Source organism: Halobacillus halophilus (assembly GCF_020171985.1).
Classification (GTDB): domain Bacteria; phylum Bacillota; class Bacilli; order Bacillales; family Halobacillaceae; genus Halobacillus; species Halobacillus halophilus_A.
Genome location: NZ_JAIVAL010000004.1, coordinates 218,728 through 245,257, shown reverse-complemented (window position 1 = coordinate 245,257; position 26,530 = coordinate 218,728). Strand labels below are relative to the sequence as shown.

At 40.4% G+C, this 26,530-nt stretch carries 24 protein-coding genes; 16 read left to right on the top strand and 8 right to left on the bottom strand.

The genetic code is table 11. The features are described 5' to 3' along the window. Nucleotides 1-38: 38 nt before the first annotated feature. On the bottom strand, nucleotides 39-1,355 hold the full coding sequence (gene brnQ, locus LCM11_RS09695; protein ID WP_224894041.1) for a branched-chain amino acid transport system II carrier protein: 1,317 nt from the start codon (nucleotides 1,353-1,355) through the stop codon (nucleotides 39-41). 907 nt (nucleotides 1,356-2,262) lie between these two features. Here brnQ and LCM11_RS09690 point away from each other — a divergent pair. Next, nucleotides 2,263-4,128 (top strand): cation:proton antiporter, encoded by a 1,866-nt coding sequence (locus LCM11_RS09690; RefSeq protein WP_224894040.1) that lies wholly within the window; start codon nucleotides 2,263-2,265, stop codon nucleotides 4,126-4,128. Nucleotides 4,129-4,196: 68 nt separating this feature from the next. Here LCM11_RS09690 and LCM11_RS09685 read toward each other — a convergent pair whose 3' ends face one another. After that, nucleotides 4,197-4,379, bottom strand: coding sequence for an SE1832 family protein (locus LCM11_RS09685; RefSeq protein ID WP_224894039.1), 183 nt, complete (start codon nucleotides 4,377-4,379; stop codon nucleotides 4,197-4,199). A gap of 121 nt (nucleotides 4,380-4,500) precedes the next feature. Between LCM11_RS09685 and LCM11_RS09680 the strand changes: the two genes are divergently transcribed. The 4 genes from LCM11_RS09680 (at nucleotide 4,501) to LCM11_RS09665 (ending at nucleotide 8,541) form a co-directional block, all read left to right on the top strand. Beyond that, complete coding sequence (locus tag LCM11_RS09680; protein ID WP_224894038.1) at nucleotides 4,501-5,346, top strand: GNAT family N-acetyltransferase; 846 nt, start codon at nucleotides 4,501-4,503, stop codon at nucleotides 5,344-5,346. 227 nt (nucleotides 5,347-5,573) lie between these two features. Then, complete coding sequence (locus tag LCM11_RS09675; protein WP_224894037.1) at nucleotides 5,574-6,131, top strand: TRAP transporter small permease; 558 nt, start codon at nucleotides 5,574-5,576, stop codon at nucleotides 6,129-6,131. A 34-nt stretch (nucleotides 6,132-6,165) separates the two neighbouring features. Continuing rightward, nucleotides 6,166-7,431, top strand: coding sequence for a TRAP transporter large permease (locus tag LCM11_RS09670; RefSeq protein WP_224894036.1), 1,266 nt, complete (start codon nucleotides 6,166-6,168; stop codon nucleotides 7,429-7,431). 75 nt (nucleotides 7,432-7,506) lie between these two features. Beyond that, nucleotides 7,507-8,541 carry a DctP family TRAP transporter solute-binding subunit gene (locus tag LCM11_RS09665; RefSeq protein WP_224894035.1) on the top strand — a complete coding sequence of 345 codons (1,035 nt, stop codon included), beginning with the start codon at nucleotides 7,507-7,509 and terminating at the stop codon, nucleotides 8,539-8,541. A gap of 51 nt (nucleotides 8,542-8,592) precedes the next feature. On the opposite strand, the gene LCM11_RS09660 is transcribed toward LCM11_RS09665, so the two are convergent. Next, nucleotides 8,593-9,813, bottom strand: coding sequence for an MFS transporter (locus tag LCM11_RS09660; RefSeq protein ID WP_224894034.1), 1,221 nt, complete (start codon nucleotides 9,811-9,813; stop codon nucleotides 8,593-8,595). Between the two features lie 54 nt (nucleotides 9,814-9,867). Next, complete coding sequence (locus LCM11_RS09655; RefSeq protein WP_224894033.1) at nucleotides 9,868-10,941, bottom strand: AI-2E family transporter; 1,074 nt, start codon at nucleotides 10,939-10,941, stop codon at nucleotides 9,868-9,870. 354 nt (nucleotides 10,942-11,295) lie between these two features. Here LCM11_RS09655 and pepT point away from each other — a divergent pair, with 354 nt between their 5' ends. The 5 genes from pepT to LCM11_RS09630 all read left to right on the top strand — a co-directional run bounded on the left by pepT (nucleotide 11,296) and on the right by LCM11_RS09630 (nucleotide 15,088). Next, nucleotides 11,296-12,522 (top strand): peptidase T, encoded by a 1,227-nt coding sequence (gene pepT, locus LCM11_RS09650; protein ID WP_224894032.1) that lies wholly within the window; start codon nucleotides 11,296-11,298, stop codon nucleotides 12,520-12,522. A 286-nt stretch (nucleotides 12,523-12,808) separates the two neighbouring features. Continuing rightward, nucleotides 12,809-13,582 (top strand): TerC family protein, encoded by a 774-nt coding sequence (locus tag LCM11_RS09645; RefSeq protein WP_224894031.1) that lies wholly within the window; start codon nucleotides 12,809-12,811, stop codon nucleotides 13,580-13,582. Between the two features lie 243 nt (nucleotides 13,583-13,825). Continuing rightward, entirely contained in the window at nucleotides 13,826-14,017 is a 192-nt protein-coding gene (locus tag LCM11_RS09640; RefSeq protein ID WP_224894030.1) for an SE1561 family protein, read from the top strand. Further along, nucleotides 14,014-14,646, top strand: coding sequence for a hypothetical protein (locus tag LCM11_RS09635; RefSeq protein WP_224894029.1), 633 nt, complete (start codon nucleotides 14,014-14,016; stop codon nucleotides 14,644-14,646). Before LCM11_RS09640 ends, LCM11_RS09635 begins: the two co-directional genes overlap by 4 nt. A 4-nt stretch (nucleotides 14,647-14,650) precedes the next feature. Further along, a complete protein-coding gene (locus LCM11_RS09630; RefSeq protein ID WP_224894076.1) occupies nucleotides 14,651-15,088 on the top strand; it encodes a GNAT family N-acetyltransferase in 438 nt (145 codons plus the stop codon). Here LCM11_RS09630 and LCM11_RS09625 read toward each other — a convergent pair. Beyond that, nucleotides 15,085-16,005: a hypothetical protein gene (locus tag LCM11_RS09625; protein ID WP_224894028.1), complete on the bottom strand. Its 921-nt coding sequence runs from the start codon at nucleotides 16,003-16,005 to the stop codon at nucleotides 15,085-15,087. The two genes, LCM11_RS09630 and LCM11_RS09625, sit on opposite strands and share 4 nt — an antisense overlap. A gap of 252 nt (nucleotides 16,006-16,257) precedes the next feature. On the opposite strand from LCM11_RS09625, the gene LCM11_RS09620 reads away from it, so the two are divergent. Next, nucleotides 16,258-16,704: an OsmC family protein gene (locus tag LCM11_RS09620; protein WP_224894027.1), complete on the top strand. Its 447-nt coding sequence runs from the start codon at nucleotides 16,258-16,260 to the stop codon at nucleotides 16,702-16,704. 47 nt (nucleotides 16,705-16,751) lie between these two features. Here LCM11_RS09620 and LCM11_RS09615 read toward each other — a convergent pair whose 3' ends face one another. After that, on the bottom strand, nucleotides 16,752-18,413 hold the full coding sequence (locus tag LCM11_RS09615; RefSeq protein WP_224894026.1) for a glycoside hydrolase family 13 protein: 1,662 nt from the start codon (nucleotides 18,411-18,413) through the stop codon (nucleotides 16,752-16,754). A 464-nt stretch (nucleotides 18,414-18,877) separates the two neighbouring features. On the opposite strand from LCM11_RS09615, the gene LCM11_RS09610 reads away from it, so the two are divergent. Further along, nucleotides 18,878-20,134, top strand: coding sequence for a DNA polymerase IV (locus LCM11_RS09610; protein ID WP_224894025.1), 1,257 nt, complete (start codon nucleotides 18,878-18,880; stop codon nucleotides 20,132-20,134). Nucleotides 20,135-20,313: 179 nt separating this feature from the next. Continuing rightward, the gene (locus tag LCM11_RS09605) at nucleotides 20,314-20,892 is read left to right on the top strand and encodes a CotY/CotZ family spore coat protein (protein ID WP_224894024.1); all 579 of its coding nucleotides are present in this window, start codon (nucleotides 20,314-20,316) and stop codon (nucleotides 20,890-20,892) included. A gap of 73 nt (nucleotides 20,893-20,965) precedes the next feature. On the opposite strand, the gene LCM11_RS09600 is transcribed toward LCM11_RS09605, so the two are convergent. Both LCM11_RS09600 and LCM11_RS09595 read right to left on the bottom strand, forming a co-directional pair. Then, nucleotides 20,966-21,337 (bottom strand): hypothetical protein, encoded by a 372-nt coding sequence (locus LCM11_RS09600; RefSeq protein WP_224894023.1) that lies wholly within the window; start codon nucleotides 21,335-21,337, stop codon nucleotides 20,966-20,968. A gap of 12 nt (nucleotides 21,338-21,349) precedes the next feature. Further along, nucleotides 21,350-22,528 (bottom strand): ParM/StbA family protein, encoded by a 1,179-nt coding sequence (locus LCM11_RS09595; RefSeq protein ID WP_224894022.1) that lies wholly within the window; start codon nucleotides 22,526-22,528, stop codon nucleotides 21,350-21,352. A gap of 213 nt (nucleotides 22,529-22,741) precedes the next feature. On the opposite strand from LCM11_RS09595, the gene LCM11_RS09590 reads away from it, so the two are divergent. The 3 genes from LCM11_RS09590 to LCM11_RS09580 all read left to right on the top strand — a co-directional run bounded on the left by LCM11_RS09590 (nucleotide 22,742) and on the right by LCM11_RS09580 (nucleotide 26,296). After that, nucleotides 22,742-23,518 carry a CsxC family protein gene (locus tag LCM11_RS09590; protein WP_224894021.1) on the top strand — a complete coding sequence of 259 codons (777 nt, stop codon included), beginning with the start codon at nucleotides 22,742-22,744 and terminating at the stop codon, nucleotides 23,516-23,518. A 267-nt stretch (nucleotides 23,519-23,785) separates the two neighbouring features. Continuing rightward, nucleotides 23,786-24,556 (top strand): CsxC family protein, encoded by a 771-nt coding sequence (locus LCM11_RS09585; protein ID WP_224894020.1) that lies wholly within the window; start codon nucleotides 23,786-23,788, stop codon nucleotides 24,554-24,556. Nucleotides 24,557-24,628: 72 nt separating this feature from the next. Next, nucleotides 24,629-26,296 (top strand): hypothetical protein, encoded by a 1,668-nt coding sequence (locus LCM11_RS09580; RefSeq protein WP_224894019.1) that lies wholly within the window; start codon nucleotides 24,629-24,631, stop codon nucleotides 26,294-26,296. Nucleotides 26,297-26,530 lie beyond the last annotated feature (234 nt).

The following is a 26,530-nucleotide window of genomic DNA, read 5'->3' as shown; positions in this document are numbered from 1 at the left end:
AAATCACCCTTCTTTATAAAGAAGGGTGATTTTTATCATTAGTTTTGATAGTTCTTAGAAGGTAAAGCGTCTCGTTTAGCGTATTGGACTAGTCCCCCGATTGCCCCTCCAATAAGCGCAGGAAGAACCCAGCTTAAGTTAAGCTCTGATAGAGGAAGGTTCTGAACCATAGGCTTAAACGCAGAAACATCAACTCCAAAGGCGGCAAGCCCATCATAGAGGCTAATAAATGAAGTAAATATAATAGCTCCTCTATACACGTAGGCGGAGTGATTAAAGAACCCTCCCGCGAAAGTTAAAGCTACAAGCACAATAGTGATAGGATACACAAATACAAGAACAGGTACTGAGTAGGAAATGATCTGACTGAGCCCGATATTGGAAATGCCAAAGCTGATCAATGTCACGATAAGGATTACCTGTTTATAAGATAAAGTTTCTATACGTTTAGAGAAAAATTGACCGCAGGCAACGGTGAGCCCTACACAGGTGGTAAAGCAGGCAAGGCTTACAATGACACCAAGAAGAATCGTACCAGCAGACCCATACATAATTTCAGCGGCACCCGATAAAATGGCACTTCCATTGTCATATGTGCCTTCTGTAGCCATTTTTGTGCCGATCCACCCAATTCCTACATATACACTAGCGAGACCAACAGCCGTAACTAAACCAGCTTTTAGAGTCCGTAAAGTCAGTTCTTTCTGGTCTGTCACGCCGCGATCGCGGAAAGATGTGACTACAATGAGACCAAATGCCAGCGAAGCAATGGCATCCATTGTTAAGTATCCTTCAACAAAGCCTGAGAAAAACGGCTGGGATGCATATTTTTCTCCAGCTGGCTGAACAGTTCCATCCAGTAAGAAGAAGCTTCCTATCACCAATCCTAAAATAGCAAGAAACAAAGCCGGAGTTAAGATTTGTCCAATTCGATCAACAAGCTTAGAGGGATTTAGACTGACTAAGTACACAATGGCAAAGAATAGAATAGAAAATATCAATAGCATTAAAGAGCCCCCACTCACAAATGGGACTACTCCAGTCTCAAAAGCGACGTTAGCGGCTCTAGGGATCGCAAAGAAAGGACCGATGACTAAATACACCATGGCAGTGAACAATAGGCCGAATAAAGGGTGAACCCTTCCAGCGAGTTCAGTAGCTCCATTTCTAAAATAAGAGATGGCTGCAACCGTAACAATAGGCAGACCCACCCCTGTTAGTACAAAACCAGCTATAGCCGGAAGGTAGGAAGTACCTGATTCAATACCCAGGGATATAGGGTAAATAAGATTACCGGCCCCAAAAAACAAGGCGAACAGTGTAAACCCTATGAATACTGTATCTCTAGCTCTCATAAATATGCTCCTCCTAAGATGTCTGTATATATTGTGCGTAAAAAAGACCTTCCGAACCAAGAATGAGCGCCCAGGACCATACTAGGGTGTAGGAAGATCAAATAATCGAATTCTTATACAACGCCGTAATACTATCAATGTCAAAAAATTATGTCAATACTTTTAATTTAAATAATGAAGCTGCTAAATATTGGTGAAATTATTATAAGAGGTTTATTAAACTCATGCGCCGATTAGTTGAAGACTTGATTGCGAGATAATTTGGGTCCGTTGCTCATTTAGAGAGGAGGCTGGCTCCGGTAACAACTCGTCTTGTTCCATCACCCAGACACTCGAGACATAAGCCGCTCATCAACGGATTGAAAAACCGCAATCCTATTGATGGTCGGCTTATGCTGGTCGTGTCTTTCGGGGTGATTCCACATTTGAACACTTTCCTGCGGCCCTACACGATGTAGGGTCAATCGACGTTGCTAAAGGACGGGGCGAATTTAGTCAATCTTTCTTTTTATCAAAAACCTCCTCAGTCGTTATCACTCCCTGTGGGATCTAGCCTGGATTCTTCTCCCGCAGGAGTCTCGTCGTTTCCTTCCCCACCCTATGATGGAATAGGGAACAACGCACATTTCTATAGAAGTATTATGCATCCTGGATTAACCTTTAATGCTTCTATAACAAGGACTTTCCGCTCAACAAATATCGCGAAATCAAGTCTTCAACAAACAGGAGCTAAACTGTAAGCTCAACACCAGGAGTAGGAGCTTTATATAATAAGTAGTAGGTTTTCTAATGAATGATTGTTTTTATAGGGCGGCCAATTTAGTTTACAGAACTAAGATCTGGATATAGAATATGGCTATATCATAACGCGGAGTGTATAAACATACTGGAGATGAGGGAAACGTTAATGATTGATTCACTATTGTTACAATTTATGTTAATTGGAAGTCTTGGGGTTGGATCACAGTGGATAGCCTGGCGTTTTCGTCTACCGGCAATTGTTGTGATGTCGATCGTAGGTCTTTTAGTAGGTCCGGTCTTCGGTTTGTTGAATCCGGAGCAGGATTTTGGAGAACTTTATAAACCCATTATTTCTTTGGCTGTAGCTGTTATTTTATTTGAAGGTAGCTTAAATTTGGATATGAAAGAGGTACGGGGACTTGGACGGCCGGTTTTTCGTATTGTTACGTTCGGAGCTTTTTTAAGCTGGATCCTGGGCGCATTGGCTGCTCACTACGTAGCCGGGCTCTCATGGGCAGTAGCCTTTGTAATTGGCGGTCTGTTTATAGTTACTGGTCCAACCGTTATTCTCCCTTTATTAAGACAGGCTAAATTAAAGCCCAGACCTGCTAAGATATTGAAATGGGAAGGTATTATAGTTGATCCAATTGGAGCATTGCTAGCTGTTTTTGCCTTTGAAATTATCGAGTTTATTATGGGAACAAACGTTAACCCTTCTGAACTTCTTCTATTCTTCCTGGCTTCCTTATTTGCTGTAATATTAGGTTGGGCATGCGGCAAGGGAGTAGGTTGGATGTTTGAAACCGGATATGTCCCAGAGTTTTTAAAGTCACCTGTGGTCTTTACCGTGGTTATTGCCTGCTTTACCATCGCTGATGAAATCACTCATGAAACAGGGCTGCTCTCTGTCACGGCGATGGGGATGACATTGGCTAATATGCATATTTCATCTATAGCAGATATGAGGCATTTCAAAGAAAATATTTCCTTGCTGCTGATTTCAACGATATTTGTTATGTTGACAGCTTCTTTGACGCAGGAAACTTTAGTTGAAATCTTTAATTTACAAATTATCGGTTTTGTTTTACTAATGTTGTTTATCGTTCGTCCCTTATCCATTTTTCTCTCCACCATGGGGACCGATCTATCGAAATCGGAAAAATTACTCGTCGGCTGGATAGCTCCGCGCGGCATAGTAGCTTTGACTGTAGCCAGCTACTTCGCGAGTATCCTTTTGGAGTCAGGTTTTGAAGATGCTTCAATCCTCATCTCCCTTACATTTGCCCTTGTGTTTACAACGGTGGTAGCACATGGATTTTCAATTGGTTGGCTCTCTAAGAAGCTGGGTCTCTCTATGGAAGGACCGCCTGGCGTGCTTATTTCAGGAGGAAGTCAATTTGCTACGGGAATGGCTAAGACATTAGAGGATTTGAAAGTCCCCGTGCTCATTGCTGATTCCTCCTGGGAACGCTTGTCACGTACCAGATCCGCAGGGATAAAATCTTACCATGGAGAGATTTTATCAGAACAAACGGAATACTATCTGGATATGACGCCATATGAGTACCTTATAGCGGCAACGGAGCTTGATTCCTATAACGCGCTTGTATGTACCACATTCGTTCCGGAGTTCGGTCGAAATAATCTGTATCAGCTGAGCTTGAGTGACCGTGAAGGAGATAATCTGGAAAACCTTGTTCATACCATTGGGGGAAGAGTTCTGTTTAAAGAAGGAGCCTCCTGGGAGGAATTGAACATTATGGTTGAAAGTGGTTATGTGTTCCGGAAAACAAATATAACGGAACAGTATAAATATGAAAACTATTTAAATAATATTGATAGCGAAGCGGTCATTCTGTTTATCAAAAAACCTTCAGGGAAGATTGAGTTCTTTAGTCCAGAGGTCGAAAATAGGGCTGAAAATGGAGATGTGGTAGTAGCATTGACTCCTCCTAGTAAAGAATTTGAAAAAATACAAGAAAAACTTGAAGAGCAGAGAAAAGAAAGCGGAAATAAAAAGCAGAAAAAATAAGAGAAAGGACCGCTGCTTAAGCGGTCCTTTCTCTTACTTTTCATAATATGCGGTAAGGTCTATTAAGTTTAGGCGTTAGCTTCAGCCAGTTGCACCTTCAAATCCTTCAACTCTTTTTCCATGCGTTCTAATTGCGCCTCAGCGTTCTCCACATTAGCTCCGTTCGCTTCCAGCTTGTCCAAATCTCCTTGGATTCTTATATAATCAGCTTTTAAAAAGGCGATTTGATCCTGAATTTCCTTCTTATTCATGAATTCTCTCTCCTTTCTTCTATTGTAGAAGACTTCTCAAGAAAGTATAATAGTATTAATTTTCTAATTTGTCTAATTTTATCAAACAGAAGCAAAAATATAGCAGAGGGCGGGGAGCAAAATGAAAATAATACAAGAACATAGTGTGGAAGCGTTTACTACATCTATTCAAGAACTTCTTCTCCAAAGAGAAGCTGAAAATAACCTGCCGTTAGGAATTTTAAAGCGGCTACAGGAATCATCTTCAGATGAAAATTCTATATTAATTAAAATTGAAGAAGAAGGGCGTCCCGTTTTTATGACGATGAGAACCCCGCCCCATCTTTGGATTTTACCGTCCATCGCAACCGTTACTTCCAGCCATATTAAGAGTTTAGCTCGTTACTTGTTTGAAAATCAATTTGAAGTTCCTGGAATTCTTGGGGAAGGGGAAGCTGTTCAGCAATTTATTGATGCATGGGTCAACATCACTGGGGAGAACCCTATCATACATATGCGACAGGGCATCTACCGTTTAAATGAATTGCGGCCCATTCATATGAGCGAAGGGGAACTAGTCGAAGCTAAGGAGTGCGACTTTGAACTCGTTAAGAAATGGTTAACATGGTTTGGAGAAGAAACCAATGAAGGAACGATAAAAGAGCGAACTGCTGAAATGGCAGAGGAAATGATTCGCACACGGCGTATGTACCTTTGGATAGTCAATGGAGAAGCAGTCTCTATGGCTGCCAGAGCTCGCGTTACCCCACATGGGGTTACTATTAATGCCGTATTTACACCCGATGAATATAAAAGAAGAGGGTATGCTACGCAGGCTGTTTGGACGCTTACGAAGAAGTTATTGGACCAGGGGTACCAGTTTTGTTCTCTATATACGGATCTTGATAACCATTCATCTAACTCCATTTATAAGAAGATCGGTTATGAATGGGTAGGGAATTCAATTGTTTATCATTTTATTGACTAGTAAATGGAAATAAAATGATTAAATCTGGAGAAAATACTATCTATAGAAAGCTATAAAGATGATATACAAGGAATTTGATTACAATCTCATTACATTATTAAATTTGAACACAATATACAAAAAATTCTGTATAAGTTAATTTGAGTGTTCTCCATTTGTTCGGTATGATGTTTAGTAAGTGAGCTTCAAAAACCTCACTTATTTCCAATTTAGGAGGGCTAAATGAGTTGAATCCATTAAAGATCGTCGACAAAATTATACTTAAAGTTGAAGAATTCATTCTCAGTTATGCGATAATCATCATTGCCTTAATGGTAGTAGGCAAGGCTTTAAGCCGAGCGATCTTCACTTACACTCCGCCTTTTGCAGATGAGGTTAGTCAAATCGCGATTGTAGTCGCTACTTTTATGGGGATTAGTTATGCAGCCCGGAAAGGGAGACATATCAGCATGTCTGCTTTCTATGATCTAGCTCCTTTTAAGGTCAGGAAAATTCTGGCCATATTCATACCGCTGGTTACAGCGCTTGTATTATTTGTACTTACTTACTTTTCAGCTCTTTACGTATACGATGTATATGAGTCTGGCAGAGTTACATCAGCTCTTCAGATGCCCTCTTACTATTTATACATTTTCATTCCAATTGGATTCTTACTGGGCGGAGTACAATTCCTTAGAAATATGTGGATAAATATTAAATATCGGGACGAGGTTTATCTTGGAACAGATGCGAAAGACTACAATGATCAAGAGAAACATGAAATCCACGAAGGCACACACTTATAGATAAAATAAATACAGCAGAAGAAAGGATAACGATATGGTTGCCACACTACTAACGATCATGGTGGTCCTTCTATTATTGAATTTTCCAATGATGATTCCGCTTATGGCGGCGCCATTAATTGTATTGTTCATTTATTTTCCCAACTTGGATCCTATGATTCTAATGCAGCAATTTTCTACAGGAATTGAACCGTACGTCCTTTTAGCGGTTCCGCTATTCATTTTTGCGGCTGATATTATGACGACGGGGAAAACGTCTAATCGGCTGCTCGATTTCATTGGCTCATTTATCGGTCATATTCGCGGTGGATATGCCGTTACAACAGCTGCGGCCTGTACCTTATTTGGGGCTATCTCGGGGTCAACCCAGGCTACGGTGGTAGCGATTGGTAAGCCAATGCGCGAACGACTTTTGAAAATCGGTTACAAGGACCCCACAGCTATGGCATTAATTATTAATTCAAGTGACGTCGCGTTACTTGTTCCACCAAGTATTGGGATGATTATCTATGGTCTGGTTTCCGGTACATCCGTAGGTAAACTATTTATTGCAGGTATTATCCCTGGTATTATCGTATTTTTAAGTTTTGCGATTTACAGTATTATTTACGCCAAAGTAGCTGATATTCCTTTAGCAAATAAAGTATCCTGGGGCGAACGCTGGCGGTTGACCAGAAAGGCGCTTTTGCCATTAGGATTTCCAGTTATTATTATTGGCGGTATTTATACGGGGATTTTCAGTCCAACTGAGGCTGCTGGTATGTCAGTACTCTATGCTTTTGTCCTGGAAGTGCTGATTTATCGCTCCATTCATATTAAAGAATTACCTAAGATCGCCAGGTCCACAGGGCTAGTCACATCTGCCGTGTTCGTACTGGTAGCAGGGGGACAGGCCTTCACATGGGTGATTTCATTTGCACGCATACCGCAAATGATCACAGAAACGGTTCTAGGAGCAGATCCCAGCGCGGTTTATGTATTACTTATGGTCACAGTATTTTTCTTCATCGGATGTATGTTTGTTGATCCGATTGTAGTCATTCTGGTATTAACTCCGATCTTTTATCCTGCAGCAATGGATGCCGGAATTGATCCTATTCACTTGGGAGTCGTTATTACCTTCCAGGCTGCCTTAGGCTCGGCTACACCACCGTTTGGAGTGGATATATTCACGGCAAGTGCTGTGTTTAATAAGCCTTATCTCGAAGTGATTAAGGGCACACCGCCCTATATCATTATGATGGTAGTTATTTCATTCTTACTGATATTCTTTGAAGAGCTTTCCCTTCTATTGATTTAACAAGAAGAGGGAGTTTATATAAAAAATTGGGAGGTCATTATCATTATTAAAAAGAAACGTATGGTTGGATTAGCCATGATGTTTGTATTAGGTCTTTTGTTAGCTGCCTGTGGCGGCAATGGCGATGGCGGAGACAATGCCAGCGGCGGAGAAGGAAAGACATATAATTGGAAGTTCGTTACTGAGGAAGTGGATGGACAAGTACAATATGAATACGCAGAAGAATTTGCGAAGCGCATGAATGAGAAATCTGATGGAGCTGTTAACATTGAGGTTTATGAATTTGGAGGATTAGGAAGTGAAACCGACCAGGTGGAGCAGTTGCAGAGTGGAACTGTTGAAATGGCGGTTATGTCTCCTGGTTTTACTGGTAATATGGTAAAAGAAGGACAGATCTTTGCGCTGCATTTCTTATTCCCGGAAAGTGTTGAGAAAACCCAGCAGATTTTGAACGACAGTGAAGCTTTAAACACGGATCTTCGTGAAAAGTATGAAGAACACAGTATTTCACCGCTTTCTTTCTGGACAGAGGGCGCAATGCAATGGACATCCAGTAAAGAAATTACGGAACCAGCGGATTTCGAGAACTTTAAAATGCGTACTCAGACCTCTCCACTAATTCTAGAATCTTATAAAGCTTATGGTGCCGAACCGACTCCGATGAGCTGGTCAGAATTATATACAGCCCTTGATCGCGGCACAGTAGAAGGACAAGAAAATCCGATTTTCTTTATTGGAGATGCTTCATTCTACGAAGTACAAGATTACATGACATTGTCTAATCATAACAACTATGTAGCGATGACGACTGTAAATACGGACTGGTATGAAGGTCTGAATGATGAAATGAAAACCATGGTAGATGAAACCACTAAGGAAATGCAGGAATGGGTATTTGAAGAGCAGAAGAAACAAAACGAAGAATATTTAAAAACGATAAAAGAGGACACAGAGAACCCAACAGAGGTTGTTGAGTTAACTGATGAACAGCGTCAAATGTTTAAAGATAAAGCGATGCCTGTACGTGACTATTATCGTAATGAAGTTTCTACGGTAGATGGACAAATCCTTGATAAACTCCAGGAAGAAATTGAAGCAGCTGGAGAATAGATCGTTATTCGCTAAAAACCATCATGTCCGATTAAGGACATGATGGTTTTTTTATTGTACCGGTTCCCAGGGCTTTGTCTGCTTACGATAATCCATATACGTAAGGATGAGCACAAGAATGAACAAGAAGCTTGAAAGCTTAAACAGTGTGGCTGTGTCGACAAATTGGTAAATAAAGCCGAGGATAAGGGCGCTTGACCCAATGCCAAGATCAATACAGGAATAATACATGCCATTGGCAATGCCACTTCGTTCCGTAGTGGTCTTAGAGATTACCCAGGCCTGAAGCGCGGGCATCATAGAGCCAAATCCAATGCCGAAAATAGCACCGGCTATAATCAAGTGAACATTCGTACTGGCAAGGGAGAGGATCCACATGGCAATAAAGGATAAGACCGAACAGACCATGATCAGCATCCAGGGTCCCTTGCGGTCGAAATATTTTCCGGTGATCGGCCGGGAAATGGTAGCCAGCACGGCATTAAAAAAATAAAACAGAAAGGTACCGGATAACCCTTGTTCATTGCCGAAAATAACAAGATAAGTAACAACTGCTCCATAGCCGAAAGTATTAAGGAAAGTTACAAGAGCAGGGTAACGGCTTCTGCTTTCTACTAATGAACCTATAAAGGAGAAGGGAGGAGGCTGCTTTTGATTTTGATACACGCTGTCAGGTGTTACAAAGCTGGTCGCTGAAAGTAAAATGAGAGCTACAGCCCCTAAAGCCGCTGCAATCCAGACGAGAAGCTGAAAGGTAAAGTTTTGATACAGGTAAATTCCTAAGCTTGGAGCCATAATCATGCCCACCGTAACAGACAGACCAAAATATCCCATACCTTCACCGACACGGCGGCGGGGAATTAAATCTACTGCTGCCGTTCCATTCACTGTGGTGGACCATCCCCAGGCCAGACCATGCACAAAGCGGATGATTAAAAGGACAACCACGATCTGAGTGATCGGGTACAATGTCGTCATAATAAGCAGAGAAATGGAGCCAATAAGAACGAGCTTTTTCCGAGCGCGTGTCATAAGCAGATGGCCTATGAAAGGGCGGATAAGGATAGCAGCAAAAGCAAACATGGTGGTAATTAAACCGATTTGCAGGCTGCTTCCCCCTATCGATTCTATGTAAGGTGGTAAGTTTGGCAATAGCATTTGAAAACTCATAAACGTGAACAAGTTACCAAGTATTAAAAATATAAATGGCCATGTCCATAACTTGGGAAGTGATGACTGCATTTGGGATCCCTCATTTTCTAAAGAATTCATAAGAAACCCCCACTTCCTATAATGATTGGTGGGGGTAGGTTAATAGAATGCTGGCTAATCATGCGTTTCTTTTCTTCTTTCCAGCCACTCTTCATAGAAGTGGCTGATGATGGCTTTTAAGACAGCGTAGGTAGGGATTGCAAATAATAGACCAAGAAAACCGGCCAAACTTCCAGCCGCGAGAATTAATGTAATGATCGTCAACGGGTGAATACTTAATGCTTTCCCCATAACGTTAGGAGAGACGAAATTTCCTTCCAATTGCTGAGCAATGACCATAATGACAGCTACCCATAGAGCTAAGATTGGTTCTTGCAGAAGTCCTACAAGCATCGCAGGAATGACAGCGAGAAAAGGCCCTACAAAAGGAATAACGTTCATAAGCATAGCGAATAAAGCAAGTGTTAAAGAGTAGTCCAGGTCGATGATTAAATAGCCGACTAATAACAACAGTCCCACCACAATACTTACAGTCATCTGCCCGAGAATAAAAGCGTTGAGGGTGTGATCAACCGAGTGAGCTAATTTTCCAAAGCTTCGGGCTGCACGTTTGCTAAGAAACTTTTGGATAAAAGGAACAAATTTGTCCCCGTCTTTCAACATGAAAAACAGGAAGAAAGGAATGAGGACAAGAGCGAATACAAATCCAATCAATTGACTGATAACATTAATAATGATTTTGGAAGCGTCCTGTAAATAGCTTTGAAGATTTTCCACGACGTTGTTTATTGTACTGTCAAACTGGCTTGGGATGATATCCTGATTTTGCTGCCAGTAGCTGATTGTATCCCCGAACATATCAATCATGCCCGGGAGATTGTTAATCAATCTTGTAAATTGCTGCTGGGCAATCGGAGCAATAAACTGAACGATGATAAAGCCAATTAAAATATAAAGTAAAAAGATGATTAGAATGGCAATCAGCCTGGGAATCTTGTATATTTCCAGAAGATGCAGAACAGGCCTGGAAATATAAAATAATATTCCTCCGCCGATTAAAGGGAGCGCAATGGCACCTATATACGTAAATACCGGTTCAAAGAAGAACTGGATTTCATGAAGGAGAAGTATGAGAAGCGAGATTAAGATACCTGCGACAATGGTTTGGAACCAGCGTTTATGAATCAAAGACTACACACCTTTATGTAAAATTTAATTAACTGCTCTTATGAATATTCGTTACTGGAAGGGGCAATCCCTTCTTAAATAAAAGGCTCTATTAAAACACAGCAGTAATATAAAAACGAGAGTATCACCTGAATGAATCCTGCTTTAGAAATATTTGAAACTGATTCTAACAGTATAAGGCCATTAGTTGAAAAATGAAATGAACGATCATGCCTTAATAAAACCAGATATAAAAGGAAAACTCTAGTTAAGAATACCAGAACTGATGGATAATAGTTATACATTTACATCATGTAAACCATTATACGCTTATAATGGGAAGAAGATTATATAAGATGGTAAGGAGGATGAACAATGAAAGATGAAATTTTAGAACGGTTCTGTTCTTATGTAAAGGTGAACACTCAATCAGATGAAAACAATCCAAATACGCCATCAACAGAGGGGCAGTGGGTCCTGGCTCGTCAGTTGGTAAAAGAGCTTGAGGAAATCGGCATGAGTGAAGTTTCTATTGATGAGTATGCATACGTAATGGCAACGCTTCCGGCTAATACGGAGAAGGATGTACCCGTTATCGGTTTCCTTGCTCACATGGATACTGCTGTTGACTTCACAGGAGAAAATGTGAGACCTCAAGTAGTTGAATCCTATGATGGAGGAGATATTTCTTTAAACGAGGAAGTAAAACTGTCTCCTATGGATTTTCCTGAGTTAAGCAATTATAAAGGACATACCTTAATTACTACAGATGGAACGACATTGCTGGGGGCCGATAATAAAGCAGGGGTAACTGAAATTATGACGGCACTGGACTACTTAATTCAGCATCCGGAAATAAAGCACGGGAAAATTCGGGTGGCTTTCACACCGGATGAAGAAATAGGACGAGGACCTCACAAATTCAATATTGAGAAATTTGCTGCTTCTTATGCTTATACAGTAGATGGAGGACCAATTGGAGAGCTTCAATTTGAGAGCTTTAATGCTGCAACTGCAAAAGTTGATTTTTACGGGAACAGTGTACATCCTGGTACTGCGAAAGATAAGATGGTCAATGCTTTAAAACTGGCTATAGAGTTTCAAGAAAACCTTCCCAAAAAAGAGACACCCGAATATACCGAGAAGTATGAAGGTTTTTATCATTTGAATACTTTTCAAGGAGATGTTGAACATGCTTCACTCACGTACTTAGTACGTGATCACGATCAGAATTTATTCGAAAATAGAAAGAGCAGACTTATTCAATTAGTGGAAGATATGAAAGATAAGTATGGGGCAGAACGTATATCTATAGACATGACTGATCAATACTATAATATGGGAGACAAAATTGAGCCCGTTAAAGAAATTGTAAATACGGCTGCTGAAGCTATGGAAATTCTCTCTATTGAACCGCTGATTAAACCTATCCGAGGAGGGACAGACGGCTCTCAGCTTTCGTATATGGGGCTGCCAACGCCTAACATCTTTACAGGCGGACAGAATTTCCACGGCAAGTACGAATATATTTCTCTTGATCATATGGAAAAAGCGGTGAAGGTTATTGCAGAAATTGCTCGGTTATTTGAAGAAAAAGCCTGATTCTGAAGCATTCTATCCGTTAATTAAACGTTTGTTTAATGACGGTAAGGGAATCTCTATTCATAAAAGGAATACAAAAATACCAGGATTAGGTATAATTGTAATATAATGACTTGAAATAGAACAGGCCGCATACAGTTGATAGATCCTGGCTTAGGGCTACGAGGATTGTAGGAGCTACGCATTTCTTAAAAGGGATAGCTGGACTAGTAACCCATTATTCCGAGAGGGCACCCAACCTTTACCCGGTACAAGCCCATTTCGTATAGTGAAGGGGAATAGAAGCATGGATGCACAGTTGTTACTCGAATATGGATGGGTATTAATCGTATTAGTGGGACTGGAAGGTATTTTAGCTGCAGATAATGCACTCGTACTAGCTATTATGGTTAAGCACCTGCCTGAGAAAAAGCGTAAGAAAGCTTTGTTCTACGGATTATTTGGTGCTTTCCTACTTCGCTTTGGGTCCTTATTTATTATTTCATTCCTGGTGGATGTATGGCAGGTTCAAGCCCTCGGGGCAGCTTATCTATTATTTATATCAGGGAAACATTTATGGGATAAATGGCGTTCTAAGGATGAAGAACAACCAGAAGAAGAAGATGATGAAGAAGAGGAAGACCAAAAAGGAAAGGGCTTTTGGGCTACTGTTTTAAAAGTTGAGTTGGCGGACCTTGCTTTTGCTGTGGACTCTATTTTAGCAGCTGTGGCTCTCGCAGTTGCACTGCCTGAGACAGGACTTCCGAATGTAGGAAGTCTGGATGGCGGTCAATTTGCCGTCATTCTTACCGGCGGGATGATTGGAATTATTATTATGAGATTTGCAGCCAATATATTTGTCAATCTCTTGCATTCAAGACCCGGCCTGGAAATAGCGGCTTTTGTTATCGTAGGCTGGGTAGGGGTGAAACTAGTTGTTTCTACCCTTGCTCACCCAAACATCCAGGTTATTGATGAACATTTTGCGCACTCAGCACTTTGGAAGGTAAGCTTCTATACTGTTCTGGTCATTATTGCTGCCCTGGGATGGTTTTTATCACCAAAAAAATCCAATAAGTAAATGCCAGACCTGTAAGATCCATTTTCTTACAGGTCTTTTTATTTTAATCCATTGTTTTTTTTAGGAGTATTAAGATTGGTTCTGAAAAGCCACTTTTTGGTCTGTAAAACAACTCGTCCCCCTAAAGTCTCTTCTACTGCCTATAGAAATTCAATGGGTTATACAGAAAGATTAAGCCTTTAAAGTTTTCCTTATGATCAGAGCAAGGTAAAATAAGAGTAAATCAACAGGGGAGGGATAGGTATGGGGAAAGCTGCACAACATCCGTCAGATCAATTTCATTACATAAAAAACAGAATCAAAATGTTGAATCAAGTTGTGTCTACGATGGACGCTGATGAAGTAGATATGGATGACTTCAATAGAGTTTTGGACATGATTCAACAGTTGCAAATTAAAATGGAGCGTTTCAAAAAAGACTGGGAACAGGAATGAAGACACGACAGGTTGTGTTTTTTCTGGTTTGGTCGGCGTTTATTCTCTATGCCTGGCTGGTCGCGCCCAACGGGAATGAAGGTTACTTAAATCAGTTAATAAGGATGAATGATCCTGATCCATTGCTCTTAGCGGTTTTCAGTCTGCTTGGTCTGTTTCCGATAACGTTCTTAATCCTTTTACTTACTCATGATCATAGCCGTCTTCCTGCCTGGCCTTTTGCTGCGGGTTCATTTGTATTGGGAGCTTTCGCTATACTGCCTTTTTTCTTCTTATCTACCGCTGAAAAGAAACGCAGAAACCGAATCCCGAGCATACTAAGGAAGGTGTTAAACTCTCTCTATCTTCATGTGCTGTTGTTGATCGGTACTACTTGGCTTATTATGTATGGACTTCTCCAGGGTGATTTCACTTTTTATGCTCAAGCCTTTAACCACTCTCAATTTGTCCATGTAATGACCATTGATTTATTCATATTGACAGGCCTAAGTGTTTTTACGCTTTATTGGGAGCAACAGAAAATAGGCATTCAAAGCAAAAGTTTCTTATGGGGAATTCTCCCCATCATTGGGGTAATGATCTACTTGCTGCTGAATAAGGATCAAAGGAGACAAAAGATTGGAAGTTAAGCAAATGCTTCAAAAGGAAGCGGAAGAAATTGCTCGCTGGAAATATAATGGAATTTATAGTTTTTATGATATCACGGCGGATGAAGAAGACTATCAAGAGTTCATTAATGAGGAAACGAGAGGTAAGCATGCCTTTAGTGTGTACGAAGGAGAGCAGTTAATTGGCTTTTATTCCATCATCCCTGAGGGATCCGAGACTGTCGACCTGGGTTTAGGCTTGCGGCCAGATATGACGGGGCAAGGAATAGGCGGACCATTTCTGCAAAAAGCTCTTGAATATGCTCAAATACATTATGGGGCCCGCTCATTTACTTTATCTGTCGCAACTTTTAATGAGAGAGCAATCCGGGTTTATGAAAAGGCTGGTTTTAAAGTTGTTCAGACGTTTATACAGCCGACAAATGGAAGTGAATATGAATTTGTGAAAATGAGAAAAGCCTAGCTGACTATTCTGCCATAGGAAAAGATCCATTGTAAGGCTTCAAGGGTAAGTAGACCCTGCCATTCCTGTTTCGCTTTAGGCCAAACATCTTCGTAAGTATTCCACTTCCAGGCAGGTTCAATATAAGGTTGTACCTCCAATTGTTCTACTATATAATCGAGATTTTTCTCGATTGTAGATTTAGAGATCCCTACGTCGGGACTATTTGGGCTTGGCTTAAACTGCAAAGGGAGGGGAACATAGTTTTTCCAGTCTTCTTGATTTACAGCCACAAGTTGATCGACACCCTTTTTAAGTTTCGCATGAATTTCCTGATTCATGAAGGAAGGGTTTATCTTAAAGAATCGCTGGTAGCAAAAAACTTCATGTTCCGATTCAAAATGATCAAGGGATAGTAAGTGCTTGATTGATAGGTGGACAAGTTCATCTACATTCAGCTTTGTAACTTCATCTTTATATGCCAGAAGGTATCCGATAATCTCAGCTGAAGGGTTACCCCAGTTGTCGTCGATCCACGAAGTGCCATTTTCGTGTACCGTCCACCAGAAAGCATGAGGATAATCGTTCACTTCAGAAGGCACGGCCAGCCAGCCTTGGCGCTCTTCATTGAAAGACTGCTCGAAGTAGTGAAGAGTTTCGCTGATTATCTCCTGGGCTTTAGGAGAATGATCGATGGAATGTAAGATCTGCATAGCTACAGAAGAAGCCATTGGTGAGGAGTCTGGCAGGCGGAAATCTGCCTCCAGCCCATGGCCAAAGCCGCCATCTTGATTCTGATAGGCACGTAAGGCTTTTATAATAGCTTGCTCCGTCCCGTTGTCAAAAAGATACAAGCAGCGCGCTTGTTCAAGATCACGAGCATTTGTAAGGATATAATCTTTAGCAGCCTCAAATGCCTTTTTGGATAGATATTTCATATAGAGTCCCCCTTTTTGTAGTTATTCGCTTTATGAAGGGAATATCCCTGTGTAAGCATTATAGTTCCTCTAATTATGCTTAGTCTTTTACAATAGAAATGGTGGTTCTGCACCCTTATCCCCATTTTAGGAACGGATCCATTTATCTTGAGACTGAGTTTTCAATTAATGTGAGCTTATCTGTAAGTTCAACACGGATATTTAAAACAGTATAATAAAAAAAGAGTGTGAAACAGAAGGGAGACGTTCAAATTGACATGGCATCATTTTCACTTAAAAGCCGAATGGCCTGGAGGTCGTAACGAAGTTGGAACAATAGAGGCAGACAAGTTAAAAACCCAAATATCCATTCCCAAAGAAATGGACGGGCCAGATGTAGGCACCAACCCTGATGAAATGCTGTTAGGCGCTGCGGCAACTTGCTACATTATTACCCTTGGGGCAATGGTTGAGAGAGCAGACTTACCGCTTAAAGAGATGAGCATGGACTCAGAAGGGATTGTGGATGTAACCGACGGAGTGTTCACATATAATAAAATCATTCACAAGCCTCGTGTGCTTTTGAAGTCCGAAGCTTCCGATAAAGATATGGATAAGTTGAAAAAGCTGGTTGAAAAAGCTGAAAAGAGCTGTATGATTTCAAGAGCAATTGAAGGAAATGTAGCGCTTGAATTACAGCCATCACTTGGAAGAGACTAACAAAGAAAAGAAGAGAGTGAACGCGTCACGTTCGCTCTCTTCTTTGTTTATTGATTCATAATGTACACTCTTGCCTCAAAAGGGCGGAGAGTAAACGACTTTATATCCTCGTGGGATTCTGTGTCGTAATTTGATAATATTAAATGGTCACTAGAAAGAGAGTAATTTGATTCAAAATCAGCTTCTTCTGAGGTTAGGTTTGTAATAATCAGCGCCACTTTAGTTTCCAGTGTTCTTGTATAAGCATAAATTTGAGGATCTTCTTCTAACAGTAGATCATAAATTCCATAAGTGAAAAGAGGATACTGTTTTTTAAGAGAAATCATCTGTTTATAATAGTTTAGAACGGAGTCGGATCGTCCAAGCTGGTCTTTTACGTTAATTTCCTTGTAATTAGGATTAATTTTTATCCAGGGAGTTCCACTTGTGAAACCTGCCCTGGGCTGGTCATTCCACTGCATCGGCGTCCGGCTGTTGTCACGGGAGGTGCTCCATAGAATCTCCATGATCTCTTTATGAGAGGCTCCCTGAGCTTTCTTCTTTTTATAAAGATTTTTGGCCGCAACATCGTCATAATCTTCAAGTGAAGGGAAGGCGACGTTGGTCATTCCAATTTCCTGTCCCTGATAGATAAACGGAGTGCCCTGCATCAAAAAGTACATCGTACCAAAAGAAGTGGCACTTTCTTTCCAATACTGTTCGTCATCTCCCCATGTGGAAACGACCCGGGCCTTATCGTGATTCTCAATGAACAAGGCATTCCATCCATCATTTTCCAATGCTTTTTGCCATCGTGTTAAAGCTTTCTTTAAGCCCACAACATCAAGCTTGTCATCTCCATCTTTATTCCAGAGATCCAGGTGTTCAAACTGGAAGACCATATCCATTTTTCCATTTTCACCGACCCAGAGATTTGCTTCTTCAGCACTTACTCCGTTTGCTTCACCTACTGTCATGACATCGTAGTTAGCATATGTCTTATTTTTAAACTCCTCAAGGAACTCGTGAATTCCTTCCTGGTTCATGTGCATATCAAAAGAGGAAACGTATTCTTCGCCTTCCGGATTTGGCATATCCGGAAGGTCCGGACGTTTTTTAATATGGCTGATCGCATCGATACGGAAGCCATCAATTCCTTTCTCAAGCCACCAGTTCACCGTATCATATAACTCTTCACGTACTTCTTCATTCTCCCAATTCAGATCCGGCTGCTTAGTGGAGAACACATGAAGGTAATATTGACCTGACGCTTCATCATACTCCCAGGCAGACCCTTCAAAAATACTCTCCCAGTTATTTGGTTCTTTTCCGTTTTTAGGGTCACGCCAAATATACCAATCCCGTTTGGGGTTGTTTTTAGACTTACGCGACTCAACGAACCATGGATGCTCGTCGCTGGTATGGTTGAGTACGAGATCAATGATTAATTTCATATCCCGTTTATGAACTTCTTTTAATAACCGGTCAAAGTTTTCCATTGTACCGAATTCTTCAAGGATATCCCTGTAATCGGAGATATCGTATCCGTTGTCGTCCTTCGGGGATTTGTACATGGGGCAGATCCAAATAAAATCGATGCCTAAATCTTTTAGATAATCGAGTCGTTCGATCATTCCTTGTATATCACCAATACCGTCTCCATTTGAGTCTTGAAAACTTCGCGGGTACACTTGATAACCTACAGCTTCCTTCCACCAAACACGTTCCATATCGATCCCTCATTTCTTCTAAATTTAATGCTATGAAGACAGGTTCTTTTAAACTATTGTACATGAAAAAGAAAGAATGAGTAATGAAAGCAATTAGTAGTGCAATCGATTGCACTACTAATTATCACACCACATAATTTTCAATTAGAGAATTAATTTCACGTAAAAATAGTAACCATTTGTGCAACCGTTTGCCTTTTTCAGTAACTATAATAGTATCTGATTTTCTTTACTTTGACAATAGGTGGCGAACGGACTTCATAACTGGCGCTGGTGCTTTTATTCGTCTCCTTAGTGTGTAAAAAAGCATCAAATGTTTAAAATAAGTAAGAATCTTTTCTGCTGCATGTTTATTATATAAACAAGAATGGCCGAACTCCTAAAATATATAGTCAATTAGAATTCTTTACATCATCATAATATTTCCTTATAATAAGAACAAACGTTCGTGTGGAGTGGTGAGAGTGGATTATCAAGGATATCCGCGAAACGATGTGCTTTGTATTGATATGCGCAGTTTTTACGCAAGTGTGGAATGTATGAAAAGAGGACTAGACCCTAAAAAAGCATTATTGGCGGTGGTGGGGGATACTACGCGAAGAGGTAGTATTGTTCTCGCTGCTTCCCCCACGCTGAAACAGAGGTATGGAATCAGTAACGTCAGCAGGTATTTTGAACTGCCCGACGATCCCAGCCTGATTATTGCACCTGCGCACATGGGAGATTACCTCGAGGTATCTGTGGAAATCACCAAAATGATCAGGAATTATGTGCCTCAGCAGGCTATTCATGTGTACTCGGTGGACGAATTGTGGGTCACCATTAATGGCTTGAATAAGCTTTATGGAAACCCATATGAAATCGCTCATATGCTTCAATTTGAGATAAGAGAGCAATTCGGTATAGAATCTGTGATTGGGATTGGGGATAACAAATTTCTGGCCAAGGTCGTTATGGACATTCATGCAAAAAAGGCAGAAGACGGAATTGCAGAATGCCGGTACGAAGACGTAGAAGCAAAGCTATGGCCATGTGATATTCATGATGTGTGGGGAATTGGATCAAGAATGACCAAAAACTTAAACCGAATGGGTATTTTGACGCTTGGGGACTTAGCGCGCCATCCCTTAAAGTATCTGAAGAAAAATTTTGGTATCATGGGTGAGCAATTATACTGGCACGCCTGGGGGATTGACCTGAGTCCTGTGTATGGAGAATTTGTGAAGACAGAGCAGAAATCTTATGGTCACGGAATTACGTTATTAAGAGATTACGAAAAAGAAGAAATTTATGCCTGCCTGCTTGATTTATGCGAGGAAGCTTGCCGCAGGGCAAGAGCCGATGACAAGGAAGGCCGGACGGTTCATTTGGGAATAGGATATTCGAGTGAAACAGGAGGGGGGTTCAGCCGGTCTATGTCTGTACAGTCTCCGACTAATATAACAGGGGATATGTATCAAGTATGCTTGAAGCTTTTTCATCGTTTTTACGATGGTGAAAGTAAGATTCGGCGAGCATCTGTGGCTTTAACCAACCTGAATGATGGCTGTGATGTTCAACTCAGTTTATTTAATAACGAACCTAAGAAGAAAGATTTAGCGGACGTTATGGACCGGATTCGTGATGAATACGGTTCTACAGCTGTCCTTAGAGCGAGCAGTTATACAAGCGGTGGCATCACCATCGAGCGAAGCAAGAAAATCGGCGGTCACTATGCATAGATTTGCTACACTTTCATTCACGTGGGAGGTATGAGAGATAACCTATTAAGAAGGGAAACCATAAACAGGCTTGTGGAGTCTGAAAGCTGTTTTTTCATTCCTGGTAGGCATAGTTATTACGCGAAGTAGATTCTTCAGCGTATACTATCTTAAACCTTTGAAGGAGTGAGAAAACAATTATGTGTTTTAAAGATTATAAATATGAAAGTTATGATCATGATTGGAAAGACGATTATAAAAAAGATTGCGGCTATCATAAAAAAGGTAAGCACTATGAAAATTGCGTTTCCGATGTATTGGAGGCTATACTGGCCGCTCAAAAGAAAGCAGACAAAGATAATGGCTGCCACTCGTCCTGTAAGCAGTCTATAGAAGACTTACTAGGGGAGAGGAAAGTCAGGAAAAACACAATTCCATTTATTTTGTATTGTGGGTGTGAACCTTATAAAGGTACAGGGGTCACCACTTATCACTGTCACTCGAAGAAAACAAAGTTCAAATGTGTAAATTCTTTTATTTTCAAGGTTAAAGACATCGAAAAAGATTGTGCTGTTCTCGAATTACTCGTTTTCAAGTCAGACCTGAAGCATGCTAAGGACCAAGGGGAGAAGTGCCATAGTAAAGCTGATCATTCGGCTTGTGGTCAGATCGACCATAAAGAGGTGGACGACTTAACAGGCACTGGGATATGTATTACGGTCGATTTGTCATGCTTCTGTTCGATTACCTGCCTGCCAGCCATCCATTTACGTCACTAAATAATCATTATAGTAAAAAGCAAAAAAGAAGGTAATCCTTTCCAGGCTACCTTCTTACATAGAGACTAGATACTTATCCTCCAAATGCTTCTAAAATATCTTCGATTTCCTTAGATCCTACTTCCCCTGCTGAAAACCGCGTATCTCTAGCAGAGTTCATACCAGTGTTAGGATTTCCACTATTCCCTGCTCTAAGCATTCTTTTTATTTCTAATAATTCCTGCAATACTTCGTCGCCAGGACCCTGGTGACCTGGAGTTGCACTTAAATAACTTGTAAGAGCTGAAATGATAAAGTGCTGAAGAGTATTATTCCTGGAATGGTACTCAAGCTGCTCAATGATGGAAGGAGAAACAAGACGTGTTTCTCCTGTCTTAACATCAATAAAACTGTCAGGAATAGTTAGAACAGTTTGATTAAAATAATCTCTGTATATTCTTGACATTTTCTTCACCCTCTATTTTTTTGCGGTCGCATATTCCTTTTCCTTACTGAGCAGACTCATTTTTGCAAGGATCATTAATCCTTGAACATTTAACTTAACCATATCTTCCGGGAAAAGTAAGTCAATCGGACGTCCGCGCTCACTCCATTTAACAGCTGCTTCTTTAATTTGTCGTTGTGCAATGTCAGCGGCTCCTCCTACAGCAATATATCTTACAGCTCCCTTAATTTCGTTTGAACTGCTTCGTACCCGGTCAAAGTGTTCTAAATATTTAATGGCCATCGATTTGAGCTGGGGCATAATATATTTACTTATATCTTTTTTTACGCCGGCAAAAGGTTCTACATACCATTCCGACTGTCCAGCCGCTAGTTTTTCCTCAAGCTCTGACCGTGAATTAAACTTGTAGAGTTCATTTTTACTGACTTTTTGAATGATATTATCTAGAAATTGATTAATTCCAAACTGCTCACCTTCCACAGATGCTACAGGTTTACCGTTTTTAATCCCTACAAAGTCAACGGAATCGCCGCCTAAATCGCCGATTATGATTCCTTTTTGTGAGTCTTTGGCCAGTGAATCATTTTTAACTTTTAAAGAAGAAGGGTCGCGTGTCAAACTCAGGTAGGCGAGGGCCCCCTCAGCACCTACAATGACATCTTCAATATGCACTTTAACAGCTACTTCTTTTGGTTCAAGCATCCCGGGGACTTTATGGAATATGACAGTATGGACACCCTTTAAGCGTTCCTTGAATACATCCTTTTTCTCTTTATACTGGGTGGTCGGAAGAGACACAGCTAACTGGTCAATATGGTAATTAATTTCGCCGTTAGAAGGATGAGAGATCAAGGCGTGATAAGCAGCTATCGAATGTAAAAGGATATAAGTACGATCTTCATCAATTTTTTGGTTGTTAAACGAAGTAAGACTGACATTCCGCTGTTTCATGGCTGATTTGCCGATGTAGTATATTTCACGCCTGTCAGTGATGGCATGGCTTTTAATTTCCACGATTAAATTTTCCTCAAAATTGACATCTTCTTCATCGTATGGTTTTTCGTAAAATTCTTCATCAAACAAGGCAAGTGCGTTAGGTAATTGGTATTCCACCAGTTCTCCATCATCTGAAGCCATAACCTTATACCAGCTGTTTCCTAAGTCAACCGCAAAGATGTTATTTCGCGTCATTTAATCGACCTCCTGATGGGCTAGCCTATGCCAACTGGGCGGGGGAGAGTGCGCGTACAATTAAAACTTCTTAAAAAACCAAAGCTGTAGATCATTTTCTATTACTATCTATCATTCCTATTAAATTCCACGTTTTGACTGATTCATCTAACTATGCTTAGCAGATTGAAATGCATAGAATACAGTGAGGTAAAAATTAAAGGAGGAAAAAAAGTGAGTAATAAAGAACATCACTACCACAATTGTGTAAACCTTAATACGTCCGCCTCTATTGAACAATGTATGAATGAGGAAGCGGACACCCCTGTTACACCTGCAGGTACGCGATTAGTTAGAATTCCGGTTAACTTAGGAGATTTCAATATCACTACGCATATGGTGGCTAACATTAAGTTCCCGCATCCCGTTTCAGAGATTAAGGACATTAAGAAAAGAGTTGTTATTCTTCAGTGCCGTCTGATGACTGGGACTGCCAATGGTGAACAATTTTCCACTGGACCATTCCCATTATTTATTAAAGGGTATGTACGCAAAAACATTCAATATGCTTCACCTTGTTACAATGAAGCTGGAGAATGCGTATCTTCAGAACTGAAATCATTAACGGTGAAAGTTCCATTTGAGTGTATGACAAGTGTAACTCTTGATTCACCTGCTCAATTGCCTGTTACGAATACGCGCAGCGAGTTCGACTTCTTCAGAGCTCAGGACCTTGGAAAAGGCTTCCCTGAAAAAGATAAGTTTCTTTCCAGTGATATTTCCCAGTTCCACCAGACTAGTACAGCAGCCTACAATGCTCTTCCTTATTGTGAATTGTTGAGACATGAAATACTAGAATGGGATGAAGCTACAGACAGACATTCTCATCACTATGACTACGGTCACAGTCCTGTAGAAGAAGGTCACTTCCATCACGTAGTTGAAAAAATGATGGTTACGTTTACAGTGAGCATTTTACAAGAACAACAAGTTCAAATTACAGCCGGTTAACCCAAAACCCACCATCCTTAGACTTGTTAAGGATGGTGGTTTTTTTATTACTCTTATTTTAATCCAGCTGTAACATTCAAATAAGCTATTAAAGGCGAGCATTTAACGCCTGGCAGTGATGGACAAGTAGTGTAAAAAAATATCTCCAAATAATTCCTTTCAATTCAAGGGCTAAAGCCTATACACCTAATTAGAATTCAGACTTTCGCCCAAACACAGTGATCTGCCCCACATACGATGTACTATAATTTTTGAGGAGGCAATCAAATGACTGATTCACACAAAGATTTACACAAGGATTCCCATCATTATGAGTGTAAGGGGTCTTCCACGATCAACTCCTGTCAAAACCAACCCATTACACCAAGCGTCAGTATTGGAAAGATCTTTACCAAAGTTCCCGTGGTTCTGGCAGAACTTGATTTACAGATAAATATAGATGAAACCATAACTTTTCCAGAACCAGTACTAGAAATTAAAGATATTAAGAAACGAGTCATCCTTACTCAATGTAGATTGTTGCTTCCGACTCATAAACTATTTGTTAAAGGGTTTGTGCGAAAGAACATCCAATATGCCAGTCCGTGTCATGATATTGAACATAGTACACATAAATCAGTAGCTTCTGATTTGCATTCTTATACCGTAGATATTCCTTTTGATTGTGTAACAGAAATTCAGGATTTTCTTTCTATGCCGGTAATGCCTCAGCTAAATGACCGTCAGGAGTTTGACTTTGCCGTATCGAAGTCTCTACCTTCAGGGTACCCGGAAAAAGATCAATTGTTATCCAGTGATCTCTCTCAATTTCACCAGGAGAGCTCCCAGTTCTATAATGAGCTTGCCTATTGTGAATTAGTTTCCAGCAAGATTATTGAATGGGATGAAGCCCTGGATCGATTGCCTCTTCATGGTCCTGCTCCTTTTAACGAAGGGTGTTTCACAAAAGTAGAAGAAAAAATGGTGTTGGATATACGCTTAAAAGTATTGCAAAACCAACAAATACGAGTCGCCTCCACTACTAACGATCCTTGCTGATTCTATTTATCCTAAGTATAAAGAAAGGAGGGCTGGAAAGGATGCTGGAATACAGCGCCTTTCAAAGGAGATATGAAAAGGGATAAAAACACGTTCAGTCAAAAGCAATGGAGTAACCCCAATCGTTCAAGAAGAAAACTCACAACAACTTCATCAAGTGAATTCGAGGACGACTTTATAGAAGCACACCGTGAACCCCACACTAAAGAAAAAAAGAGTGAAGCGCGAAACCACTCAAAAAAGAACAATATCTATTCTCCCCATGGTAAAGAAGAACTTCGTCCTGTTATTTCTTCCCCGCCAGAGGTATTTGATCAGGAAATAAAGGAAATTTCTGAGCAGGAAAAGATAGATGGAAGAAAAACAAAAAGTAAAAAGAAAAAAGCAGACAGTGCTTCCGAAATGAGAAAACGTCTTTCCTCAAATCGAAGAGAATATTTTAACAACCTGAAAAAAAACATGGCTTTGAATGATCATGAAACTGCTCCGCCCATGCAAGAGGATCTAGCTGCACGATCAAATGAAAATGAGTTTGGCTGGAGGGGAAAGATGGATCCAGTAAAAAAGGAATCTTTTGATCATAATGATCAAGGCGGGTCGTTCTTAAAAGAATTTATTTCTATGTTAGGTGAATCACCATCAATGGAAATAAGTTCTCAGTCGCTTGAGCAGAAAGATTCAGAGCAGGAAAACACCTTTGGAGAAGATTACTCCATGTTAAAGGATATCGTGTCATCGATTGAGAAAGAATCTTCCAATGAATATGTTAGTTTTAAAAATCATTATGTATCTCAAATGGAAAGCAGCCAATCAGCGGAGATATACCATGATGTACACCAGGATTTGGAAAATAATCCTCCTCCTATTAGCGAACAGGACCTCTATAAAGAAATTTCTTACATGCTCAAAGAGTCTTCAGCAGAAAGTTCGAATAGAATTGAAGAATTATATTTGGAATCCTCTTCCTCCCTGGACCAGGAATTTTCATTATCCAGGGATGAATATGAGGAAGATCCAATCATTCATTTAACGAGTATCCTCCCACTTTCAAATGGATTTTCAGATATTCTAGAGCGTGAATTCTGCCCTCCCTTTCTGACCACAAACCTAAATGAAATAGAGAATTTATCAGAAAAAGATCTGCAGGAAGTATCGTCAAATGAATTTGAACAGACGATTGCACAGGCTGATTCAATAATTGGAGAAGATAAGCAACACCTTCTAATTAAGGTACCTGTAGTGCTTGCCAGGCTGAACATTGATATCCACATTATGGAATCTTTGAATCTTATGGATGGTATTTTTGAAGTTCTAAACTTAGACTGTAAACTCCAGTCTGTAAATACCCATGTGCTTCCACACTCATCTACAGTGTTCCTGAGCGGAATCCTTTCGGTTGATATTCATTATGTAAGTGATCCTCATAAACGTACCGTCAAGATTTTAAAACAACCAATTTCCTGGGATAAAGTAATGAAGGTAAAATGGATTAAACTACCCGAACTTTCTAAAACGGAAAAAGAAACGTACTCATTTGCTTCTGATAATGGGAATGAGTCGACACATTATGAATACAATCAAGATTACGCCAGTCCAATTACAGATCAATTACTAAACAGTTATTTTGTTTGGCATACAGATAGTGCCGAGGGGCATGGCGCTCGGAAAGGATCTTTACAGGGGAGTGCACAAATAAGGATCGATTTATTACAGGAGCAATACATTCCTATATCTTTATAATCCACTGTTAGCACAGCGTAAGAGGAGCTTCTATTAAGAGGCTCCTCTTTTTTAAAATAGCTGTATTTTATCACTATGTAGAAAAGTGGAGAAGTAGAGGTGGCTTAGCCTTCCATTTACTCTTTATATTCACACATGAATATTTAACATAGAGAAGAAGGGGAGGAGAAAGCCTTTATATCTATCATGAACGGACGGATCCACTCATGGTTAAATGGGTGAGGTTCAAGAAAT

What these genes read in the sequence shown, in the direction of transcription:
- brnQ (WP_224894041.1), bottom strand. Translation starts at nt 1,355, where the DNA reads ATGAGAGCTAGAGATACAGTATTCATAGGGTTTACACTGTTCGCCTTG.
- LCM11_RS09690 (WP_224894040.1), top strand. Translation starts at nt 2,263, where the DNA reads ATGATTGATTCACTATTGTTACAATTTATGTTAATTGGAAGTCTTGGG.
- LCM11_RS09685 (WP_224894039.1), bottom strand. Translation starts at nt 4,379, where the DNA reads ATGAATAAGAAGGAAATTCAGGATCAAATCGCCTTTTTAAAAGCTGAT.
- LCM11_RS09680 (WP_224894038.1), top strand. Translation starts at nt 4,501, where the DNA reads ATGAAAATAATACAAGAACATAGTGTGGAAGCGTTTACTACATCTATT.
- LCM11_RS09670 (WP_224894036.1), top strand. Translation starts at nt 6,166, where the DNA reads ATGGTTGCCACACTACTAACGATCATGGTGGTCCTTCTATTATTGAAT.
- LCM11_RS09665 (WP_224894035.1), top strand. Translation starts at nt 7,507, where the DNA reads ATGATGTTTGTATTAGGTCTTTTGTTAGCTGCCTGTGGCGGCAATGGC.
- LCM11_RS09660 (WP_224894034.1), bottom strand. Translation starts at nt 9,813, where the DNA reads ATGAATTCTTTAGAAAATGAGGGATCCCAAATGCAGTCATCACTTCCC.
- pepT (WP_224894032.1), top strand. Translation starts at nt 11,296, where the DNA reads ATGAAAGATGAAATTTTAGAACGGTTCTGTTCTTATGTAAAGGTGAAC.
- LCM11_RS09645 (WP_224894031.1), top strand. Translation starts at nt 12,809, where the DNA reads ATGGATGCACAGTTGTTACTCGAATATGGATGGGTATTAATCGTATTA.
- LCM11_RS09640 (WP_224894030.1), top strand. Translation starts at nt 13,826, where the DNA reads ATGGGGAAAGCTGCACAACATCCGTCAGATCAATTTCATTACATAAAA.
- LCM11_RS09635 (WP_224894029.1), top strand. Translation starts at nt 14,014, where the DNA reads ATGAAGACACGACAGGTTGTGTTTTTTCTGGTTTGGTCGGCGTTTATT.
- LCM11_RS09630 (WP_224894076.1), top strand. Translation starts at nt 14,651, where the DNA reads ATGCTTCAAAAGGAAGCGGAAGAAATTGCTCGCTGGAAATATAATGGA.
- LCM11_RS09625 (WP_224894028.1), bottom strand. Translation starts at nt 16,005, where the DNA reads ATGAAATATCTATCCAAAAAGGCATTTGAGGCTGCTAAAGATTATATC.
- LCM11_RS09615 (WP_224894026.1), bottom strand. Translation starts at nt 18,413, where the DNA reads ATGGAACGTGTTTGGTGGAAGGAAGCTGTAGGTTATCAAGTGTACCCG.
- LCM11_RS09605 (WP_224894024.1), top strand. Translation starts at nt 20,314, where the DNA reads ATGTGTTTTAAAGATTATAAATATGAAAGTTATGATCATGATTGGAAA.
- LCM11_RS09600 (WP_224894023.1), bottom strand. Translation starts at nt 21,337, where the DNA reads ATGTCAAGAATATACAGAGATTATTTTAATCAAACTGTTCTAACTATT.
- LCM11_RS09595 (WP_224894022.1), bottom strand. Translation starts at nt 22,528, where the DNA reads ATGACGCGAAATAACATCTTTGCGGTTGACTTAGGAAACAGCTGGTAT.
- LCM11_RS09585 (WP_224894020.1), top strand. Translation starts at nt 23,786, where the DNA reads ATGACTGATTCACACAAAGATTTACACAAGGATTCCCATCATTATGAG.
- LCM11_RS09580 (WP_224894019.1), top strand. Translation starts at nt 24,629, where the DNA reads ATGAAAAGGGATAAAAACACGTTCAGTCAAAAGCAATGGAGTAACCCC.